Below are 18701 nucleotides of genomic sequence, written 5' to 3' on the forward strand. Positions count from 1 at the left end.
ATATCTCATTGGAGAATAGATCCATCGGAGACAGGGCAATCATGCTCGATCATATTGGTTTCAACATTTCCAGCATGCCCAAGTCGCGAGCTTTCTATGATGCGGCACTCGCTCCCCTTGGCATAAGTCGGGCCATGGAGTTCGGCGACTGGGTGGGGTATGGCCGCAATGGCAAGCCGGAATTCTGGATCGGCAAGCAGAAGGGCGCGAAGCTCGATGGCGTGCTTCATGTGGCTTTTTCGGCTGGAACCCGCTCCGAGGTTGACCGCTTTTATGAAGCGGCAATTGCTGCCGGGGGGGCCGACAACGGCAAACCCGGCTTGCGTGCCGATTACCATCCTGATTATTACGCTGCTTTCGTGACGGATCCGGATGGGCACAATATCGAGGCTGTTTGCCACCTGCCCGAATAAAAAAGCGGGCTTGCGCCCGCTCATCATTTCCGCGTCTTGAGATTTTTCAGACCAGCTTTGCGTCCAGCGTAACCTCAATGGCGCCCAGTGCTTTCGAGAGAGGGCAGGACTGCTTGGCTTTGTTGGCGAGCGCTTCGAAATCCTCGACCGAAATGCCGGGAATAGAGGCATTGAGCGTGAGCGCGCTGCGGCTGATCTCAAAGCCACCGCCAGCTGCGGGGCCGACAGTGACTGCCGCAGTTGCTTCCAGCTTTTCCGGTGGTGTTCCATGTTCCGTCAGGAGTGCGGAAAGCTGCATGGCAAAGCAGCCTGCGTGAGCAGCACCCAGAAGTTCTTCCGGATTGGTGCCGGAGCGACCGCTTTCGTCCTGAAAACGAGCTTTGAAATCGTAAGGCAGGTCTTTCAGTGCACCGCTTTGCGTGTTGAGGGTGCCTTTGCCTTCCTTCAGCGTGCCTTGCCAGACGGCGGTTGCTTTTCTGTCCATGGGAAGCTCTCCTCTCGGTTGGGATTTCCGCTACCGATATAGGGCGCTTGACCACGGCTTCCAGCAATCAACCAGAACTTGGCGAGAATTCAGATAGCCTGTCCCTTCAACAAGCGCGGCGTGTCGCCTGAAAGACCGGCGGCCTGCTTGATGAAGAAGGATTTCAGCGCCGGTACCCGGTCTACGAGCCCCAGACCAATATCGCGGATAGAGCGGATGGCCGGGTTGTCGTTGGAGAAAAGCTTGGTCAGGATGTCCGTCGTCACACCCATCTGCACGGTATCGAAGCGACGCCAGGACTGATAACGCTCCAGAGCGGCAAATGAACCGATGTCGAGGCCGAGGCGATCCGTTTCGACCACGACTTCGGCAATTGCGGCGGCATCCCGGAAGCCAAGATTGAGGCCCTGACCGGCAATGGGATGGATACGGTGCGCCGCATCGCCCACCAGCACGAAACGTGGCTTCACGAATTCACGTGCCAGCGTCAGGCCGAGCGGGAAGGCGCGGCGCGGGCCTTCGACATGCAGGGCACCCAGACGATGCCCGAAGCGCTGTTCCAGTTCAGCCTCGAATACGAAGTCGTCTTCGCGAATGAGGCGTTCGGCATCCGATGTGCGCTCGGTCCAGACCAGTGAACTGCGATTACCCTTCAACGGAAGGATCGCAAATGGACCGGCTGGAAGAAAATGCTCATCAGCCCGGCCGCCATGCGGCAGTTCATGGGCGACATTGCACACGATGCCGGACTGGCCGTAATCCCAGTTGACCGTCTTGATGCCAGCAAGATCACGCAGGCGGGAGCGCGCACCATCTGCGGCGATCAGCAGGCGCGTTTCAAGCGTATCCCCATTGGAGAGGGTGACGGTTACTCCTTCAGGGAGCGTGTTGAAATTCTCTACACTGGTGGCTTCGAGGAAGACAATTCCGAGCGCTTCGGCCTTATTATGGAGGGCGGTGTTGAGGACACGGTTTTCCACCATATGGGCAAAGGGTTCGCCGGGTTCGACTTCACCTTCGAAAGTGAGAAAAACCGGGCGCACGGGATCGGAAGTGCGCGAATCGGTGATGACCATTTCCGTGATGGGCTGGGCTTCGGGAAGGATTTCCTGCCAGCAGCCGAGCTGGTCAAGCATACGTGATGCAGCCGCGGCAATCGAGGAAGCGCGCGGGTCGTTCTTCCAGGCACCAGCCGGTGCACCGTCGATGACAGTAACGGAAAGATGCGGTGCCGCTGATTTGATCGCAACTGCCGTGACGAGCCCGACATAGCCGCCGCCTGCAATCACCACATCGTTATTGCGTGCTGCTTCCTGCTTCTTCCGGGCGGCCATTGTCACTTCCTTTCGAGAATCTATCTCACGATAGCATTTCCAGCAAAAGTGCGAAGCGGTTTTGCGCCAGGCAAATGCTTAGAAACAAAGAGATAGTGCGGTTCCACGATTCTGGTTTGACTGGAACCGCTCTAGCGGTGTTTTGGCATATATCGTTGTCCAAGGAACCCGATATTTTGCCGCGGTGCATGTCGGAACGCGAGCTGCCGAAGCGAGGTATCCGGGCCTCTGCCGATACAGCTTCTCGCGCACGGTTCTTGACAGGTTCCAATGCTCCGGCTCAAACAAGAACCCAAAGCATATATATGGTTGCAGGAGACAGGCTGTCCATGACCGATCAAGAAAAGTCCGCTGACGCTCAAACTGACGCAATGCGTGAGCTTCTTTCCATCCTCGATCTGGAAACTCTTGAGGTGGATCTGTTCCGCGGCAACAGTCCACAGGTCGGCTGGCAGCGGGTTTTCGGCGGGCAGGTGATTGGGCAGGCGCTGATCGCAGCGCAGCGCACGGTTGAGCCCGAGCGACATGTCCACTCCCTGCATGCCTATTTCGTGCGGCCAGGCGATCCAGCGATCCCGATTGTCTATGAGGTGGACCGTATCCGCGACGGATCGAGCTTCAGCACACGGCGCGTTCTGGCAAAGCAGCATGGCAAGGCCATTTTTTCCCTTTCGGCTTCGTTTCAGGTGGATGAGGGTGGGCTCGATCACCAGCTTCCCATGCCGGAAGGACTACCGATGCCTGAGCAGCTTGTCGGCGATCGCGACATCAAGGAGCAGTATCTCCATATGGCGCCGCCCAATGTGCGCAAATACTGGGAGCGGGAGCGACCTATCGAAATCAAGCCTGTCTCGCTGACCCATTATTTCTCGCGCGAGAAGCTTGAGCCTGTCCAGCATGTTTGGGTCAGAGCGCGCGGTATCGTGCCGGATGACCGGGCATTGCAGGCCGCCATTCTCGCCTATCTCTCCGATATGACGCTGCTCGATACGTCCCTGCATCCGCATGGCCGCACCATTTTCGACCGTGATCTGCAGGTTGCAAGCCTCGACCATGCCATGTGGTTTCACCGGCCATGCAGGCTTGATGACTGGTTGCTCTACACGCAGGACACTCCCAGCGCCTCCGGCGCGCGCGGTTTCAACCGGGGGGCGCTTTATACACGTGATGGCGTGCTGATCGCATCGGTTGCGCAGGAAGGGTTGATCCGTGTCCATGACAAAAAGAAGTGATTAAGTTTTAATCGCACATCAATCAGTCGATTAAAAATAAGGCATTTCGCTACTGATTAGCGGAATGCCCGTGGTGCAAAAACCGAATCGAATGAATCACTTACGGCGTCATTCGGTTCGAAATCGTAGCGGCACCACCTCTTCCATGGCCCGGAATTTCCGCATCCGGCGCACCGAATATCAGAAAATTTGCAGTTAATTTGCCAGCCAGGGCCAACTGGCACGATTTTTGTTTCTCTCTGTTTGAACCGGTCTTTCCAGCGCAGCCGCGTTTGAAGCCGCCCTTCGACGGAGAAATTCGATGCTCATAACAGGAAGAAACAAGCAAACGGCCCTTCTGGCTACCCTGCCTGCGCTCGTCGCCATGGCCGGGACGGCATTGGCACAGGACGCCGCACCGACACCAACCCTCGATACGGGCGATACGGCGTGGATGCTGACTTCAACCGCGCTTGTGTTGATGATGACTATACCGGGTCTCGCACTGTTCTATGGCGGCATGGTGCGCAAGAAGAACGTGCTCTCCACGGTGATGCAGAGCTTCGCCATTACTTGTCTCATGTCCATTCTGTGGATGGTTGCAGGCTATTCGCTGGCCTTTACCGATGGTGGATCGCTCAACTCTTATATTGGCGGTCTTTCCAAGGCCTTTTTCTCCGGCGTCACGATGGAATCGCTGACGGGAACGATCCCCGAATATGTGTTTATCACCTTCCAGATGACTTTTGCGGTGATCACGCCCGCACTTATCGCCGGTTCGTTTGCCGAACGCATGAAGTTTTCCTCCATGCTTGTCTTCCTGACCCTCTGGCTGTTTATCGTCTATATCCCGGTCGCGCATTGGGTCTGGGGCGGCGGCTTCATGGCGTCGGATGGCGTGCTTGATTTTGCTGGCGGCACGGTCGTCCATATCAATGCCGGTGTGGCCGGTCTGGTTGCGGCTCTCATCATCGGCAAGCGCGATGGTTACGGCCACACCAACATGGCGCCGCATAATCTTGTCCTTTCGGTCATTGGTGCTGCCCTTCTGTGGGTTGGCTGGTTCGGCTTCAATGCCGGTTCCGCTGTCGGTGCCAATGCACTTGCTGGCGTCGCCATGCTCAATACGCAGGTTGCGACTGCCGGTGCAGCTCTGGCCTGGATGTTTGTGGAATGGGCGATTGCAGGCAAGCCGAGCGTGCTCGGTATCATTTCAGGCGCCGTTGCCGGCCTTGTTGCCGTTACGCCTGCCGCCGGTTTCGTCAACCCCATGGGTGCGCTCATCATCGGCATCGTGGCTGGTGCGGTCTGCTATGTGGCGGCTGTAAAGATCAAGCATGCGCTCGGTTATGACGATTCGCTCGATGCGTTCGGAGTCCATGGTGTCGGCGGCTTCGTCGGTGCGGTGCTGACCGGTCTCTTCGCCGATGCGGCGATCAACCCGGCCAGTGAAGGTGCAACCATCGGCAAGCAGTTCTTCGGTGCTGCCATCACGATTGTCTATACGGCGATCGCCACCGCGATCATTCTTTACGTGGTCAAGGCCGTCATGGGTCTGCGCCCCAGCAAACAGGCCGAGATCGAGGGCCTCGACATCGCTTTGCACGGCGAATCCGTTCAATAGAGCGGGATTGTCTCAAGAGGAAAAAGGCGCGGAAAACCGCGCCTTTTTCATTTTGTCGACAGGATTTATCTGCGGCCTGATGCATGGTTAATGAGGAATTAACCACCCTGCGACTAGGATCGGACCGATTCAATGTGCCCGGAGCATTTCCGCTCAGGGGCCAGCAAATATTTTCGGTTCGGGACAGGCTATATGCGGCAAGGATATTCGCCCTCATACCCGCTGCGTGACGAGCGGATTACGGAAGACAGGCTGAAACTGGCCAATCTCTTCCGCAGGCAGTTCTATATCCTGTTCGGATTGGGGCTTCTGGCGCTCACCGGCATGGCGGTCGGCGCATTGGCGACTTGGAATGTTGCCGATCCGAGCTTCAGCCATGCGACCGACAATCCGGTAACGAATGCGCTGGGTTATCCGGGCGCAGTGTTCTCTGACATTGCCATGCAGTTTTTCGGTCTGGCGAGTGTTCCCGCTCTGCTTCCGCTCGCCGTCTGGTCGCTGCTGATGATGACACGCGGCGGCATTGGCCGCGTAGCCAAGCGCAGTTTCGCGTGGCTCGGCGCTGCACTCCTGTTTGCAGCCATCGCCAGCTGCTTCGCCGTGCCGGAAAGCTGGCCGATGCCGATTGGTCTCGGTGGCGTCTTCGGCGACATGATCCTGAAGTTCCCGGGTCTTTTTCTTGGCAGTTTCCCGCAAGGCGCGATCGCTTCAGGCATTGCGCTTATCCTCGCCGTACCGGCCTTCTGGCTCTGCCTTTTCGCCAGCGGTATCATTGGGCGCGGTGTGGGGATCGTCAATCCTGCACAGCCCTCGGGCCGCCGTGGCGCTGAGGAGGATGATTTCGCAGTAGATGACGAGGACGATGAAACATCAGCCGGTGGTGGTTTCCAGCTTATGGGTGCACTCACCCATCTGGCACTGACCACGACCGCGAACTTCAAGCGCCTGACGGGGCTTGGCCGTTGTCGCCCGCGCGCGGAAGATTTCGACAATATGCGCGTTGTGCGCCGCAACGCCGAAACACGCAATGCGCCGCGCCGCGAACCCGGTTTCGGAGCGCCAGCGGCTGCTGATGACGAACCGCCTTTCGATATGGACGATATGGATGACGGCGCGCCGCTCGCCGGTCAGGAATGGCACGATGCGCCGCCGCCGCGTAGCCGAAAGGCTCGCGTGGAACAGGCCGCTCCGTCGCCGAAACCCGGTGCACGCGCCCAGCGTGAGGCGCAGCCATCCTTCCTCAAGGACAATGGCGTGTTTGAAATGCCATCGCTGCATTTCCTTGCCGAACCGAAGCTCGTCCAGCGCGATCCGGCGCTTTCCAAGGATGCGCTGGAACAGAACGCCCGTCTGTTGGAAGGTGTGCTGGAAGATTTCGGCGTGCGTGGTGAAATCATCAATGTGAAGCCTGGTCCGGTGGTGACACTTTACGAACTGGAGCCCGCACCGGGAATCAAGTCCTCGCGCGTCATCGGTCTTGCCGACGATATCGCCCGCTCGATGAGCGCGATTGCAGCACGCGTGGCCGTCATTCCGGGGCGTAACGCCATCGGCATCGAACTGCCGAACCCGAAGCGTGAGATGGTTTATCTGCGCGAGATGCTGGCAAGTCGCGACTTCGAACAGTCGAAGGCGAAACTGGCGCTTGCGCTCGGCAAGACCATCAATGGCGAGCCGGTGATCGCCGATATCGCGAAGATGCCGCACGTTCTCGTCGCCGGTACGACCGGTTCGGGTAAGTCGGTGGCGATCAACACCATGATCCTGTCCTTGCTTTATCGCATGACGCCGCAGGAATGCCGCCTGATCATGATCGACCCGAAGATGCTGGAACTCTCCGTCTATGACGGCATTCCGCATCTGCTGACGCCTGTCGTAACCGATCCCAAGAAAGCCGTGGTCGCGCTCAAATGGACCGTGCGCGAAATGGAAGACCGTTATCGCAAGATGTCGAAGGTCGGTGTGCGCAATATTGACGGCTTTAATCAGCGCGTCGGCCTTGCGCAGAAAAAGGGCGAGCCGATTGCACGTACGGTCCAGACCGGCTTTGACCGCAATACCGGCGAGGCGATTTACGAGACGGAGGAGCTCGATCTGGAGCCGATGCCATATATCGTCGTGATTATCGACGAAATGGCCGACCTGATGATGGTTGCCGGCAAGGATATCGAAGGTGCGGTGCAGCGTCTGGCGCAGATGGCCCGTGCGGCGGGTATTCATGTCATCATGGCCACCCAGCGCCCATCAGTGGACGTCATCACCGGAACGATCAAGGCCAACTTCCCGACCCGCATTTCATTCCAGGTGACGTCGAAGATCGATAGCCGAACCATTCTGGGCGAGCAGGGCGCCGAGCAGCTTCTCGGTCAGGGTGATATGCTCTTCATGGCTGGCGGTGGCCGCATCCAGCGCGTGCACGGGCCTTTCGTCGGTGACGACGAGGTGGAACGCATCGTGCAGCATCTGAAGCTTCAGGGCGTGCCGGAATATCTCGACGCCATCACCGAGGATGACGAAGACGACGAAGGTGGCAGCGGTCCGGCTGGAACCGGCAATTTGGAGGATTCCGACGATCCTTACGATCAGGCCGTGGCCGTGGTGTTGCGTGACAAGAAGGCTTCGACTTCCTACATCCAGCGCCGTCTCGGTATTGGTTATAATCGGGCTGCCTCAATCATCGAACGCATGGAAGAGGAGGGCATTGTCGGTCCGGCCAACCATGCGGGCAAGCGTGAAATTTTGGTTCCCACTGGCGACGATGATTTCTGATGGCCATACTCGCGCCCAACTGGCGGCGTAGTTAAACAGAATGATGAAAAGAGAAAGTTTGTCGATGATGTTCTCCCGTTTCTCCGCCTTCGCGAAAGCTGGTCGCCTTGCCGCCGTGCTGGGAATGGGAGCGCTTGGGCTTGGCATGACGTCGCTGGTTCTGGCTCCGGTCGCCGCGATGGCGCAGGGGGCAGGCGGCGGTGCGGCGGCACAGCAGATCGCCGATCATTTTTCATCGGTACGTACAATGACCGGCGAGTTCGTGCAGTTCGGCCCGAAGGGCGAACAGACGGGCGGCACTTTCTATATCGAGCGTCCGGGCAAGATTCGCTTCAACTACAATAATTCTCCAATCCGGGTGATTTCGGATGGCGAATCGGTCGTCATCAACAATCGCAAGCTCGATACATGGGATCTCTATCCGCTTTCGAAGACGCCCTTGAAGCTGCTGCTGGCAGATCGGATTGATCTGGGTGGGGGCCGTCTTCAGAATGTGAAGCAGGAGCCGGATATGACCACGCTGGTGTTGGGCGACAAGTCGATCTTTGGCGATTCGAAAATCACCATGATGTTCGACCCTAAATCGTACGAGCTGAAGCAGTGGACCATCACCGATGCCCAGAAGCTCGATACCACTGTCATGATCTTCAACGTGCGCAGCGGCGTGCGTTTCACCGACGATATGTTCAAGATCGACTATCAGCGCATCGCAATGAAGCGCAAAGGTCAGTAATCGTCAGTTTGTGATAGGCAAGCCGTTTGCATTTGCCGGATAAATGATTAGGTTCGCGGCATCTTTTTCGTTGCTGCGAGTCCTATCTTCATGGCCTTTTCCGTTGCTACCTGGAACATCAATTCCGTTCGTCTGCGTATGCCGCTGGTCGAACAGTTTCTGCGCGATTATCAGCCGGATGTTCTGTGCCTTCAGGAAACGAAGTGCCCCGATAATCTGTTTCCGTCGAAAGGGTTCCGGGCTCTCGGCTATGAACACATCGCGATCAGCGGTCAGAAGGGCTATCATGGTGTCGCTACGATATCACGCCGTCATCTGACGGGCGTGGAAAAGATCGGTTTCTGCGACATGGGCGATTGCCGCCATTTGAGCGCTGTCGTCGAGGCGGGCGGTAAGAAGCTCCGTATTCATAACTTTTACGTTCCTGCGGGCGGTGATGAGCCGGACCCGGTAATCAATCCGAAATTCGCGCATAAGCTGGCTTTTCTCGAAGAAATGCGCGCTATCGTCGCCGACCGGAAAGACGGACATTCTTCCGTTCTCGTTGGTGATCTCAACATTGCTCCGCTCGAAAACGACGTCTGGTCGCACAAGCAGTTGCTCAAGATCGTCAGCCATACGCCGATCGAAACCGAAACGCTGGAAGATTTGCGTGTGAAGGGTGGCTGGAGCGACCTGATGCGACAGCTTATTCCGGCGGACCAGAAAATCTTCACCTGGTGGAGCTATCGCGCCAAAGATTGGGCCGAATCGGATCGTGGCCGCAGGCTGGATCACGTCTGGGGTTCTGCCGATCTTGAAGGGTATATGCAGGGTCTGCAAATCCTTCGCGATGCGCGCGGTTGGGACCGCCCATCGGACCATGTGCCAGTCATTGCGACATTCGATCTGGATTGATCGGATCGTAAGGCCTATATAAGAGCCGGTTTAGAAGAGGAGAGAAGAACGATGGATCGGATTGCACTGTTTCAAATGACCAGTGTTTTCAACGTTTCCATGGTTCGCGATGTCTGCTCTTCTTACACTTCAGGATGTTTCCTGCGTTACGGCTGATGGCCGTACTCTCTTCGAATCCATCAATTTCAGCATAACCGTAGGTCGCATCGGTCTGGTCGGACGCAATGGCGTCGGGAAATCGACGCTGCTGCACGTGATGAGTAGCGCGATGCTTCCGACAAGCGGAAATGTGACCGTAAACGGGACCATCGGTGTGTTGCGGCAGAACGTCGGCGGCGATGGTTCCGAGACGCTGGCTGATCTTTTCGATGCGCGCACAGACTTCGACATTTTGGCACGTGTCGAACAGGGCTTGGCCAGTGACAGCGATCTCAATGAGGCCGATTGGCTTCTGCCACAGCGTTTTGCCGACGTGCTGCAGCGGCTTGGTTTGCCTGATATGGCTCCCGACACACCCCTTTCGGCCTTGAGCGGTGGCCAGCAGACACGCGCGGCGCTTGCAGCACTCATCTTCCGCAAACCTGATCTCATTCTGTTGGACGAACCGACCAATAATCTCGATCGTGCCGGTCGTTTGGCAGTTGTCGATTTGCTGACCGCCTGGCGCGGCGCAGCCGTGGTGGTCAGCCATGACCGCGAACTGTTGCAGTCCATGGATGCGATAGCGGAATTATCTCCGGACGGGCTTCGGCTCTACGGCGGCAACTGGGACTTCTATCACGCAAAAAAGACCGAAGAGCGCGCGACGGCGGTGCGCGATCTCGTAACGGCACAGCGTGAAGTCAAGCAGGTGGAGCGGAAGGCACAGGCTGCAGCCGAAAGACAGGCGCGCAGCGATGCACGCGGTCGCAAATCGCGCGCCGATGCAGGGATGAGCAAAATGCTGCTCGATGCCCGGGAGGACCGTGCGCAGCAGTCGAAGGGCCGGGGCGATGCACTGGCGGAACGCCAGTCTAGCCGGGCCAACGAGCAGTTGCAGGAGGCGGAAGCAAAAGTCGAGCGAGTAAGGCCGATGCATTTCAATGTGGCTGGTGCGGTTCCGCCTTCCGGTCGCGTCATGCTCGATATGCGAAATGTCTCGGGCGGGCCGCAAGCCGACTACCCGGTGATCCGCGACCTGTCATTGAAGATCGTGGGAGCCGAGCGTGTGGTTGTCGCAGGGCCGAATGGCGCAGGCAAGACCAGCCTGTTGCGGCTGATTACGGGGGAGCTTCAACCTTTGGCCGGAACCGTCATGCGCCCGGAGCGCATGGTGATGTTTGACCAGCGGATGAGCCTGATGGATCGCGGCCAGACCCTTTATGAAAATTATCGGCGTCTCAATCCGGGGTCGAACGACAATGATGCCCGTGCAGCACTGGCGCGTTTTTCGTTTCGCGGCGAGGGGGCTTCACGGCTTGCCAGCAGTCTCAGTGGAGGCGAATTGTTGCGGGCGGCACTTGCCTGCGTTCTGGGTGGAACAGAGTTTCCCGAACTTCTGATCCTTGATGAACCGACCAATCATCTCGACCTGGATTCCATCGAGGCGCTGGAAACTGCTCTCAATGCCTATGAAGGCGCATTGATCATCGTGAGCCACGATCAGGCTTTTCTCAATGCCATCGGAATAGAAAGGGTGATTGAACTCTAAAAAGGGTCAATCGCCATTCAGGCGCGGTGCGACTTTTTCGATTTCGCCGATCAGTTCCAGCAGATTGCGACTGACATGCGCATGGAGTGCCGCCGCAACTTCGGGATATTCTTCCAGAATGCGGCGGAAGATTGCGCGGCTGATGCGGATAACCTCGGTTTCCGCTTCGGCGACTGCACCGGTAAGACGCGATGTCTGTGCGATCAACGCCATTTCGCCAATCATGGCGCCAGGGCCGACAGGGCGGATCGCAATCCGCCCTTCGTCTTGTTCATGAAACAGGGTGATATTGCCCGATACGACGATATAGGCGCAGTCGGCACTTTGCTCTTCACGGAAAAGCTCACGCCCGGCCCTGAGAACGAGACGTTCCGCACCGAAAGCAAGCAACCGCAACTGTTCGGGCGTAAAAGACTCGAACAGGCCTACCGTGCCGAGAATGCGAATATCGTCATCAAGCGCCATGGGTCGTCAATACACCTGCATCGGGCGCTGTCCATCATGGGACAAGCTTGTATCCCCCGCTTTCTGTGACCAGAAGCGCCGCATTGGACGGATCTTTTTCGATTTTCTGGCGCAGACGATAGACGTGGGTTTCCAGCGTATGCGTGGTCACACCTGAATTATAACCCCATACTTCTTCAAGAAGCACATCGCGGCCGATAACCTTGTCGCCGGCGCGATAGAGATACTTGATGATCGCCGCTTCCTTTTCGGTGAGGCGAATCTTGCTGCCCTTCTCGTCGATGAGGAGTTTCTGGCCGGGCTTGAACGTATAAGGGCCGACGATGAAGGTCGCATCCTCGCTCTGCTCGTGCTGACGCAGCTGCGCGCGCACGCGCGCCAGAAGCACTGCGAATTTGAACGGCTTGGTGACATAATCATTGGCGCCCGATTCGAGGCCGAGGATCGTATCCGATTCCGTATCGTGGCCGGTGAGCATGATGATCGGTGCCTTGAAACCACCCTTGCGCAGCAATTTTACGGCTTCACGTCCATCCATATCCGGCAGGCCGACATCCATGATCAGGAGGTCTACAATGCCGTTTCGTGCAGTCTGGATGCCCTTGGTGGCATTGTCTTCCTGCAAAATCTGGAATTCTTCGCACAGCTCCAGCTGTTCGACGAGGATAGAACGGAGATCTTCGTCATCGTCCACAATCAGTATCGTACGGCCTGTCATGCCTGTCCTCGTTACTCTTTGATTTAAATGGCTCTTGGTGTTTTATGACATTTAATGGAGACAAGTTGAAGCGGCGAAACGCGAAAGAGATTTTTGCTCTCGCCGACAACGGTTTGAAACATGCATGACACGGAGGCGGGGGCTTGGCCAGATACGAAATTAGCCGGGGAATTGGCATTATCGATGTGCGGGCCAAACCGGGCCACAAGACTCGCGGTTTGCTTGTTGCCGGCAATCTGGTGCTGGAATGCGCTCTTGGCAAGGGGGGAATCAGCGCTTTCAAGCGCGAAGGTGACGGAGCAACGCCTCTGGCAACCATGCGGCTGCTCTATGGATACCGGCGCGGCGACAAGGGTATGCTGCCGTCATCGCGGTTGCCGCTCGGGCGCATCCGCCGTCTGGATGGCTGGTGCGATGCATCGTCTGACGCCAATTACAACCGCCCGGTAAGGCTGCCTTATGCGGCAAGCCACGAGGATATGTGGCGGCGTGATGATCTTTATGATGTCTGCATTGTCATGGACTGGAATATTGCGCCGCGCCGTCGCGGATGCGGCAGTGCAATCTTCTTTCACCTTGCCAGACCCGGCTATACGCCCACAGAAGGCTGCATAGCATTGAGGCGCGCCGACATGGCGCGCCTATTGCCTCATCTGACGGACCGAACCGTGATCCGTGTCCTGAGATAATCGTCTCAGTGTGCGGCGGCAGCAGCAACGACCCTGACTTCATTGCCCTTGGCATCGTAGAGCTTGCCGTTCAGGAAATAATCTCCGTCATGCAGCTCCGAGATGTTGTGATGGCGGATGATGCGTTCCGTACCTTCCGCGAAGACTGACATCTGGTTGCTGTTGCCCAATTTGATTTCATTGAACATCAGGTTGAGCGCAATGGCCATCAACGCTGCCGAGCTGATGCCGGAGTGGAAGATGGTTTCAAACCAGGTCGGAAAGTTATGATAGAACTGGGGTGCGGCGATCGGGATCATACCGAAGCCGATCGAGGTTGCCACGATAATGAGATTGATATTGTTCTCGTAGTCCACTTTGGCGAGTGTGCGGATGCCGCTTGCAGCCACCGTGCCGAACAGGACGATACCCGCTCCACCCAGAACTGCCGGAGGAACGCAGGCAATCACCCGACCCATCACCGGCAGGAGGCCGAGCGTGATGAGGATCAGCCCGCCAGTTGCCACGACATAACGGCTCTTCACGCCTGTCACAGCGACAAGGCCGACATTCTGTGCGAAGGCGCTTTGCGTAAAGGAACCGACAACCGGCGACAGGATGCTTGAAAGCATATCCGCGCGCAGGCCGTTGGCGAGACGTCGCGAATCCACTTTCGTACCGAGGATTTCACCGACCGCCAGAATATCGGCGGAAGTCTCGACGAGCGTGACCATGATCACAATGAACATAGAGAGCGTTGCGGCGAGGCTGAATATCGGCATGCCGAAGTGGAAGATTTCCGGCAGCGCCACCATTGAACCTTCGCTCACCCGCGAAAAATCGGTCATGCCGAGCGCCCAGGCGATAAAGGTTCCAATGACCATCGCGAGCAGGATCGAAAGTCGCGAAATCGTGGCATTGCCCATCTTGCTGAGAATGAGCACGATGACCAGTGTGAGGCCGGCAAGACCGATATTGGCCATGCTGCCGAATTCGGGGCTGTTGCTGTCTCCGCCCATTGCCCAGCGCGCCGCAACAGGCATCAGCGTCAGGCCGATGGTGGTGATGACGATACCGGTGACGAGCGGCGGAAAGAAACGCGTGATGCGTGAGAATATCGGCGTGATGATAAGGCCGATGACGGCTGCCGCAATGACGGCTCCCAGCACGACCTGCAAGCCGGCTTCACCGGTCTGGCTCGATGTGACGATGGCCACCATGGTGGCGACGCCCGAAAAAGAGACGCCCTGGACCAGAGGCAGCTGGCAGCCGAAAAAAGGTATGCCGACGGTTTGCAGGACGGTGGCAACGCCACCGGCAAAAAGCGATGCGGTGATCAAGAGGCCGATTTCGGTTGGGCTGAGACCAGCCGCCTGACCGATGATCAGCGGAACTGCCACGATGCCCCCATACATGGTCAGCACATGCTGAAAACCATATGCCAGATTGGCAGCGACAGATAGTTTTTCATCTTCGGGACGCGAAAGCGTATCCGCCCCGGACTGGTGCGTATTCAATGCTACTCCCTCCCAGCAGGCGCGAACATATCGCGAGCCTGCTCTCTCCGTTCTCCCTGCGCTGGATCGTCATGACGGCATGTCTTTCGACACCCAACTGACGACGAAATGCGCGATGTCTCCTCCAAAGACATGTCGCAGGAGTATAACCGCAGCCGTCTAGATGACTGTGTCTCTTTTGCTTGAAATTGTTTTCGATACGGGAGTGCTAATGTTGAGGGAGTTTTTCAGCTGTCGGTTTTGGTGCGCGCGTCTCTCATCGCATCGCGCAGCACAGCGAAAATGTACGGCTCCAGCGATTGCGCAACGTTGAAGCGCAGGAAACGGCTGGCCGTATGTGACGGGCTGAAGACGTTGCCGGGCGCAAGCACGACGCCTTTGTCCAGAGCATGCCGCGCAATCTGGCCGGAGTCCAGCCCAGCGGGCAATTCGGCCCATAGAAACATGCCGCCTTGCGGCTCGGTCCACAGCGTGAGGCCCTCTGCCTTCAGGCGGCTGGCGATGAGTGTCATCGCATCGGCCAGTTTGGCGCGCAGGCTGTCCACGTGGCGGCGGTAGGCACCATCGGTCAAGAGCGCATGCACAATCTGTTGCGACAACACATTGCCCCCGAAGCTGGTGGCGAGCTTCAGGTCGGTCAGCCCGTCGATCCAGTCGCGACGTCCGGCGATATAGCCGACGCGGGCTGCGGCGGACAGCGTCTTGGAGAAACTGCCAACATGCAGGACGCGGTCGAACCCGTCCAGTTCGGCAAGAAGCGGGGTAGGCGAGGGGTGGAAGTCGCCGAAGATATTATCTTCGACCAGCGTGACGCCATGCGCTTCGGCGAGCTTCAGCAGCCGGTGGGCCGTGGCTGGCGTCATCGAACCGCCGGTCGGGTTATGCAATCCGGCATTGGATATATAGAGTTTCGGCGCGTGTTCGCTGGCTGCTTTCGCAAAGGCTTCGAGGTCCGGGCCGGTATGGGTATAGGGCACACCGATCAGTTTTACACGGTGTGTCAGAAGCACGGCCTGAAAGTTGAAGTAGCAGGGATCATCGACCAGAACCGTATCGCCCGGTTGCAACAGATAACGGCAGATCAGGTCGATGGCCTGCGTGCCGGAATCGGCCAGCAATATTTCTCCGCTCGAAACGTCGATGCCTTGTTCACCGAGTCGGTGAGCAAGGTGCTGGCGCAGGGGCCGGAAACCGAGCGGTTCGCCATAGGTGGCAATATTGCTCCCCTCGTCGCGAGCAACCGCGCGCATCGCCCGGCGGATCGCTTCCTGTGGAAGCCACGTGTCGGGTAGCCATCCGCACCCCGGTTTAAGTGCGGTGTCGTCTGCCTCAAGTGACTGTCGCATGACCCAGAAAGGATCGATCTGGCGCTCCTTGTGCGGTGTGTTGATGGCCAGCGAAAATGGCTGGCGAGCGCGCTCCGAAACATAGAAACCGGCACCGCGGCGCGACTGAATTATGCCTTCCGCCACCAGCCTGTCATAGGCTTCAACGACAGTGGATTTCGAGACATTCATCGCTTCGGCGAGGCGACGGATGGAAGGCAGTCGCGCACCCGGCGCAAGGCTCATCGCCGTAATGCGTCCGCGAATAATGCCCATCACCTTTTCAACGAGCGGCGTCCTGTCGGCGGTAGCGTTTTCATCGCCACGCTCGATTTCTCCGCTTGCGTAAGCAGCTTCTACAGCTTCGAGGCTGCGCAGAAGGCCCGTCGAAATCATCTGTACTATCCCTTGTACCAGTACAGTTTGCCAGAATTGTCCCAAAACTGTCTCTGATTATTCGGGCAGTTCCGCGGCATTGTCTCACGAATCCTTATACGATTTTAGAGAAAGTCGAAAAGACACTATGCGTGAGAATGTTGGGAATAAGACCGCCGGATGGGTCAACGGGTTTTTGGGCGTGTTGATTTTTTCCGGCTCGCTGCCGGCAACACGGCTGGCGGTGATCGATATCGATCCGACGTTTCTGACAATGGCGCGAGCGTCTATCGCGGGACTGCTTGGCATGGCGCTTCTGCTGGCGTTTCGGGAACCTTTTCCCCGCCGCACCGATGCCATCTCGTTGATTGTGGTGGCGCTTGGCGTGGTCGTCGGTTTCCCGCTTCTGACGGGGCTTGCCCTTCAGCACATGACGTCTGCCCACGCGATTGTCTTCATCGGGCTGCTCCCGCTCGCCACGGCAATCTTCGCTGTCCTGCGCGGTGGAGAGCATCCGCGCCCGATGTTCTGGCTGTTTTCAGTGGTTGGAAGCCTCATTGTCGCTTCCTATGCCTATGGGCAGGGAAGCCAGTCCACGCTTCTGGGTGACGTGCTGATGCTCGCTGCCGTTATCGTCTGCGGTCTGGGCTATGCCGAAGGCGCGCAGCTTTCGCGCAGGCTCGGCGGCTGGCAGGTTATCTGCTGGGCGCTGGTGTTCTCGCTGCCGGTCATGCTGCCGCTGAGTGTCTTGACGCGTCCGGAGACATGGGCGGGCATCGGTACGCCAGCCTGGATAAGCCTCGGCTATGTCTCGTTGTTTTCGATGCTGATCGGCTTCTTCTTCTGGTATCGCGGCCTTGCGCAGGGCGGTGCCGCCACTGTCGGCCAGTTACAGCTTCTCCAGCCTTTCTTTGGCCTTATGCTGGCTGCCGGTATTGCGGGGGAACCCGTCAGTATGGGTATGGTCGCGACGGCAGCGGTGGTCGTCGTGTGTGTGGCGGGTGCGAAGAAATTTGCTTAAATAAACGCCCAGACGGTCGTTCGCTTCACTTCAGCGTCTTCAAGGGCGCGGGTGACGGGCACGGTATAGACGGCAAGTTGCTGCAGCCGGTCTTTCGGTAGATAGGCGCGTCCCGGATCGCCGACGACGATACGGGCGCCACGTTCGGCAAGTTTTGAAAACCAGGGAATAAGCCGCTCGGCGAGCGGCTTTTCATAAAAGACATCGCCTGCCAGGATCACATCCCAACCACCGTCCTGCCCGATGAGGTCATCCAATGAGGGGAGCACCGACACGCCATTGGCCGATGCATTGATCTCGATGGCCGGAAGCGCGAAGGGGTCGATGTCCGACGCCAGCACGCTCGACGCGCCTGCCTGCATGGCGGCAATGGCGACAAGGCCGGAACCGGATGCAAAATCGAGTACCGTCTTGTCTTTCACCGTTTCTTGATGATCAAGGATATAGCGTGCCACACCCTGACCACCAGCCCAGGCGAAAGCCCAGAAGGGCGGTGGCAGGCCGATTGTAGCAAGCTCTTCCTCGGTCTTGTGCCAAAGGTCGTGCGCTTCATCGGCCAGATGCAGACGAATTTCCGGCACGTGCGGCGGCGCTTGCAGGCTGGTATTGGCCAGAATGAAATCACGCGCGCTTTTATGTGCCGGATCGAGCATCAGAGCATGTCTCCCTAAAGCGGGAACCGGTTTGGGGATGCAGACATGCTCATGCCAAAGCGCTCTTTGCGTCCAGTCCGCCCATGCGGCAGACTTCGATCCATTCATCTTCCGTCACTGGCTGCACCGAAAGACGCATCGAGGTGACGAGCGCCATCTTCTCTAGCTTCGGATTGGCTTTCACATCTTTCAGCGTTACCGGCTTCGGCATGTCGCGCACAGCTCTGATATCCACGCATTCCCAGCGCGGATCGTCCGTCGTGCTGTCATGATGCGCCAGCGCACAGACCTCGACGATGCCGACGACTTCCAGCCCTTCGTTGGAATGATAGAAGAAGCCCTTGTCGCCCAGTTTCATGGCGCGCATGTTGTTGCGCGCCAGATAATTGCGCACGCCGTCCCATTGCTCGCCTTTTTCGCCACGGGCTTTCTGCATTTCCCATGACCATTTGAACGGTTCGGATTTGAACAGCCAGTAAGCCATCAGTCATGAGCCTCAAGCGTTGGCGGGATTGTTGATCGCCCAATTCCACGGACGCACGGTTACGTTCTGAAACAGGCCTGCCAGTGCGTAAGGATCATTGGCAGCGATCTTTTCTGCTGCCGCCTTGTCGGCAGCTTCGACAACGACCAGACTGCCGTTTGGCTTGCCGTCTTCACCGAGGAAGGGGCCTGCGAACTTCAGCCCGTCACCAAGACCCTTGAGATAGTCGAGATGTGCAGGGCGCGTATCGAGGCGCACTTGCAGATGGTCCGGCTTGTCGTTGCACAGAAGAGCAAAAAGCATTGTCAATGATCCTTTCC

The 18701-nt window shown here is 57.7% G+C and carries 18 protein-coding genes; 9 read left to right on the top strand and 9 right to left on the bottom strand.

What is annotated here, in order from left to right; all coding sequences use genetic code 11:
- Positions 1–41: 41 nt before the first annotated feature.
- The gene (locus tag OANT_RS04935; protein WP_012091144.1) at positions 42–413 is read left to right on the top strand and encodes a VOC family protein; all 372 of its coding nucleotides are present in this window, start codon (positions 42–44) and stop codon (positions 411–413) included.
- Positions 414–459: 46 nt separating this feature from the next.
- On the opposite strand, the gene OANT_RS04940 is transcribed toward OANT_RS04935, so the two are convergent.
- A complete protein-coding gene (locus OANT_RS04940; RefSeq protein WP_010657570.1) occupies positions 460–897 on the bottom strand; it encodes an OsmC family protein in 438 nt (145 codons plus the stop codon).
- A gap of 89 nt (positions 898–986) precedes the next feature.
- Positions 987–2231, bottom strand: coding sequence for a ubiquinone biosynthesis hydroxylase (locus OANT_RS04945; protein WP_012091145.1), 1245 nt, complete (start codon positions 2229–2231; stop codon positions 987–989).
- Positions 2232–2560: 329 nt separating this feature from the next.
- Between OANT_RS04945 and tesB the strand changes: the two genes are divergently transcribed.
- The 6 genes from tesB to OANT_RS04975 all read left to right on the top strand — a co-directional run bounded on the left by tesB (position 2561) and on the right by OANT_RS04975 (position 11155).
- On the top strand, positions 2561–3463 hold the full coding sequence (gene tesB / locus OANT_RS04950; protein ID WP_012091146.1) for an acyl-CoA thioesterase II: 903 nt from the start codon (positions 2561–2563) through the stop codon (positions 3461–3463).
- Positions 3464–3764: 301 nt separating this feature from the next.
- Positions 3765–5066: an ammonium transporter gene (locus OANT_RS04955; RefSeq protein WP_010657567.1), complete on the top strand. Its 1302-nt coding sequence runs from the start codon at positions 3765–3767 to the stop codon at positions 5064–5066.
- A gap of 192 nt (positions 5067–5258) precedes the next feature.
- Positions 5259–7835 carry a DNA translocase FtsK gene (locus OANT_RS04960; protein WP_012091147.1) on the top strand — a complete coding sequence of 859 codons (2577 nt, stop codon included), beginning with the start codon at positions 5259–5261 and terminating at the stop codon, positions 7833–7835.
- A 64-nt stretch (positions 7836–7899) separates the two neighbouring features.
- Positions 7900–8568, top strand: a complete 669-nt coding sequence (locus OANT_RS04965; RefSeq protein ID WP_029375810.1) for an outer membrane lipoprotein carrier protein LolA — start codon at positions 7900–7902, stop codon at positions 8566–8568.
- Positions 8569–8658: 90 nt separating this feature from the next.
- Positions 8659–9465 carry an exodeoxyribonuclease III gene (locus tag OANT_RS04970; protein ID WP_012091149.1) on the top strand — a complete coding sequence of 269 codons (807 nt, stop codon included), beginning with the start codon at positions 8659–8661 and terminating at the stop codon, positions 9463–9465.
- 109 nt (positions 9466–9574) lie between these two features.
- Positions 9575–11155, top strand: coding sequence for an ABC-F family ATP-binding cassette domain-containing protein (locus OANT_RS04975; protein WP_012091150.1), 1581 nt, complete (start codon positions 9575–9577; stop codon positions 11153–11155).
- A gap of 6 nt (positions 11156–11161) precedes the next feature.
- Here the strand turns inward: OANT_RS04975 and OANT_RS04980 are convergent, their stop codons facing one another.
- Positions 11162–11620 carry a cyclic nucleotide-binding domain-containing protein gene (locus OANT_RS04980; protein ID WP_012091151.1) on the bottom strand — a complete coding sequence of 153 codons (459 nt, stop codon included), beginning with the start codon at positions 11618–11620 and terminating at the stop codon, positions 11162–11164.
- Positions 11621–11654: 34 nt separating this feature from the next.
- Positions 11655–12338, bottom strand: a complete 684-nt coding sequence (gene optR, locus OANT_RS04985) for a response regulator OptR (protein ID WP_006467959.1) — start codon at positions 12336–12338, stop codon at positions 11655–11657.
- 143 nt (positions 12339–12481) lie between these two features.
- Between optR and OANT_RS04990 the strand changes: the two genes are divergently transcribed.
- Entirely contained in the window at positions 12482–13027 is a 546-nt protein-coding gene (locus OANT_RS04990; RefSeq protein ID WP_012091152.1) for a L,D-transpeptidase family protein, read from the top strand.
- Positions 13028–13032: 5 nt separating this feature from the next.
- Here OANT_RS04990 and OANT_RS04995 read toward each other — a convergent pair whose 3' ends face one another.
- Positions 13033–14523 carry a nucleobase:cation symporter-2 family protein gene (locus OANT_RS04995; protein WP_012091153.1) on the bottom strand — a complete coding sequence of 497 codons (1491 nt, stop codon included), beginning with the start codon at positions 14521–14523 and terminating at the stop codon, positions 13033–13035.
- 227 nt (positions 14524–14750) lie between these two features.
- A complete protein-coding gene (locus OANT_RS05000; protein ID WP_012091154.1) occupies positions 14751–16244 on the bottom strand; it encodes an aminotransferase-like domain-containing protein in 1494 nt (497 codons plus the stop codon).
- 127 nt (positions 16245–16371) lie between these two features.
- Between OANT_RS05000 and OANT_RS05005 the strand changes: the two genes are divergently transcribed.
- Positions 16372–17244, top strand: coding sequence for a DMT family transporter (locus tag OANT_RS05005; protein WP_012091155.1), 873 nt, complete (start codon positions 16372–16374; stop codon positions 17242–17244).
- On the opposite strand, the gene OANT_RS05010 is transcribed toward OANT_RS05005, so the two are convergent.
- From OANT_RS05010 to OANT_RS05020, 3 genes are read right to left on the bottom strand one after another with little or no spacing between them, the layout of a single operon-like run.
- Positions 17241–17897, bottom strand: coding sequence for a class I SAM-dependent methyltransferase (locus OANT_RS05010; protein ID WP_012091156.1), 657 nt, complete (start codon positions 17895–17897; stop codon positions 17241–17243). The genes OANT_RS05005 and OANT_RS05010 overlap by 4 nt on opposite strands.
- Before the next feature lie 49 nt (positions 17898–17946).
- Positions 17947–18381: an EVE domain-containing protein gene (locus OANT_RS05015; protein WP_010657556.1), complete on the bottom strand. Its 435-nt coding sequence runs from the start codon at positions 18379–18381 to the stop codon at positions 17947–17949.
- Between the two features lie 12 nt (positions 18382–18393).
- Positions 18394–18684 (bottom strand): YciI-like protein, encoded by a 291-nt coding sequence (locus OANT_RS05020; RefSeq protein ID WP_010657555.1) that lies wholly within the window; start codon positions 18682–18684, stop codon positions 18394–18396.
- Positions 18685–18701 lie beyond the last annotated feature (17 nt).

It is taken from the genome of Brucella anthropi ATCC 49188, assembly GCF_000017405.1.
Classification (GTDB): domain Bacteria; phylum Pseudomonadota; class Alphaproteobacteria; order Rhizobiales; family Rhizobiaceae; genus Brucella; species Brucella anthropi.

What these genes read in the sequence shown, in the direction of transcription:
- OANT_RS04935 (WP_012091144.1), top strand. Translation starts at nt 42, where the DNA reads ATGCTCGATCATATTGGTTTCAACATTTCCAGCATGCCCAAGTCGCGA.
- OANT_RS04940 (WP_010657570.1), bottom strand. Translation starts at nt 897, where the DNA reads ATGGACAGAAAAGCAACCGCCGTCTGGCAAGGCACGCTGAAGGAAGGC.
- OANT_RS04945 (WP_012091145.1), bottom strand. Translation starts at nt 2,231, where the DNA reads ATGGCCGCCCGGAAGAAGCAGGAAGCAGCACGCAATAACGATGTGGTG.
- tesB (WP_012091146.1), top strand. Translation starts at nt 2,561, where the DNA reads ATGACCGATCAAGAAAAGTCCGCTGACGCTCAAACTGACGCAATGCGT.
- OANT_RS04955 (WP_010657567.1), top strand. Translation starts at nt 3,765, where the DNA reads ATGCTCATAACAGGAAGAAACAAGCAAACGGCCCTTCTGGCTACCCTG.
- OANT_RS04960 (WP_012091147.1), top strand. Translation starts at nt 5,259, where the DNA reads ATGCGGCAAGGATATTCGCCCTCATACCCGCTGCGTGACGAGCGGATT.
- OANT_RS04965 (WP_029375810.1), top strand. Translation starts at nt 7,900, where the DNA reads ATGATGTTCTCCCGTTTCTCCGCCTTCGCGAAAGCTGGTCGCCTTGCC.
- OANT_RS04970 (WP_012091149.1), top strand. Translation starts at nt 8,659, where the DNA reads ATGGCCTTTTCCGTTGCTACCTGGAACATCAATTCCGTTCGTCTGCGT.
- OANT_RS04975 (WP_012091150.1), top strand. Translation starts at nt 9,575, where the DNA reads ATGTCTGCTCTTCTTACACTTCAGGATGTTTCCTGCGTTACGGCTGAT.
- OANT_RS04980 (WP_012091151.1), bottom strand. Translation starts at nt 11,620, where the DNA reads ATGGCGCTTGATGACGATATTCGCATTCTCGGCACGGTAGGCCTGTTC.
- optR (WP_006467959.1), bottom strand. Translation starts at nt 12,338, where the DNA reads ATGACAGGCCGTACGATACTGATTGTGGACGATGACGAAGATCTCCGT.
- OANT_RS05000 (WP_012091154.1), bottom strand. Translation starts at nt 16,244, where the DNA reads ATGATTTCGACGGGCCTTCTGCGCAGCCTCGAAGCTGTAGAAGCTGCT.
- OANT_RS05005 (WP_012091155.1), top strand. Translation starts at nt 16,372, where the DNA reads ATGCGTGAGAATGTTGGGAATAAGACCGCCGGATGGGTCAACGGGTTT.
- OANT_RS05010 (WP_012091156.1), bottom strand. Translation starts at nt 17,897, where the DNA reads ATGCTCGATCCGGCACATAAAAGCGCGCGTGATTTCATTCTGGCCAAT.
- OANT_RS05015 (WP_010657556.1), bottom strand. Translation starts at nt 18,381, where the DNA reads ATGGCTTACTGGCTGTTCAAATCCGAACCGTTCAAATGGTCATGGGAA.
- OANT_RS05020 (WP_010657555.1), bottom strand. Translation starts at nt 18,684, where the DNA reads ATGCTTTTTGCTCTTCTGTGCAACGACAAGCCGGACCATCTGCAAGTG.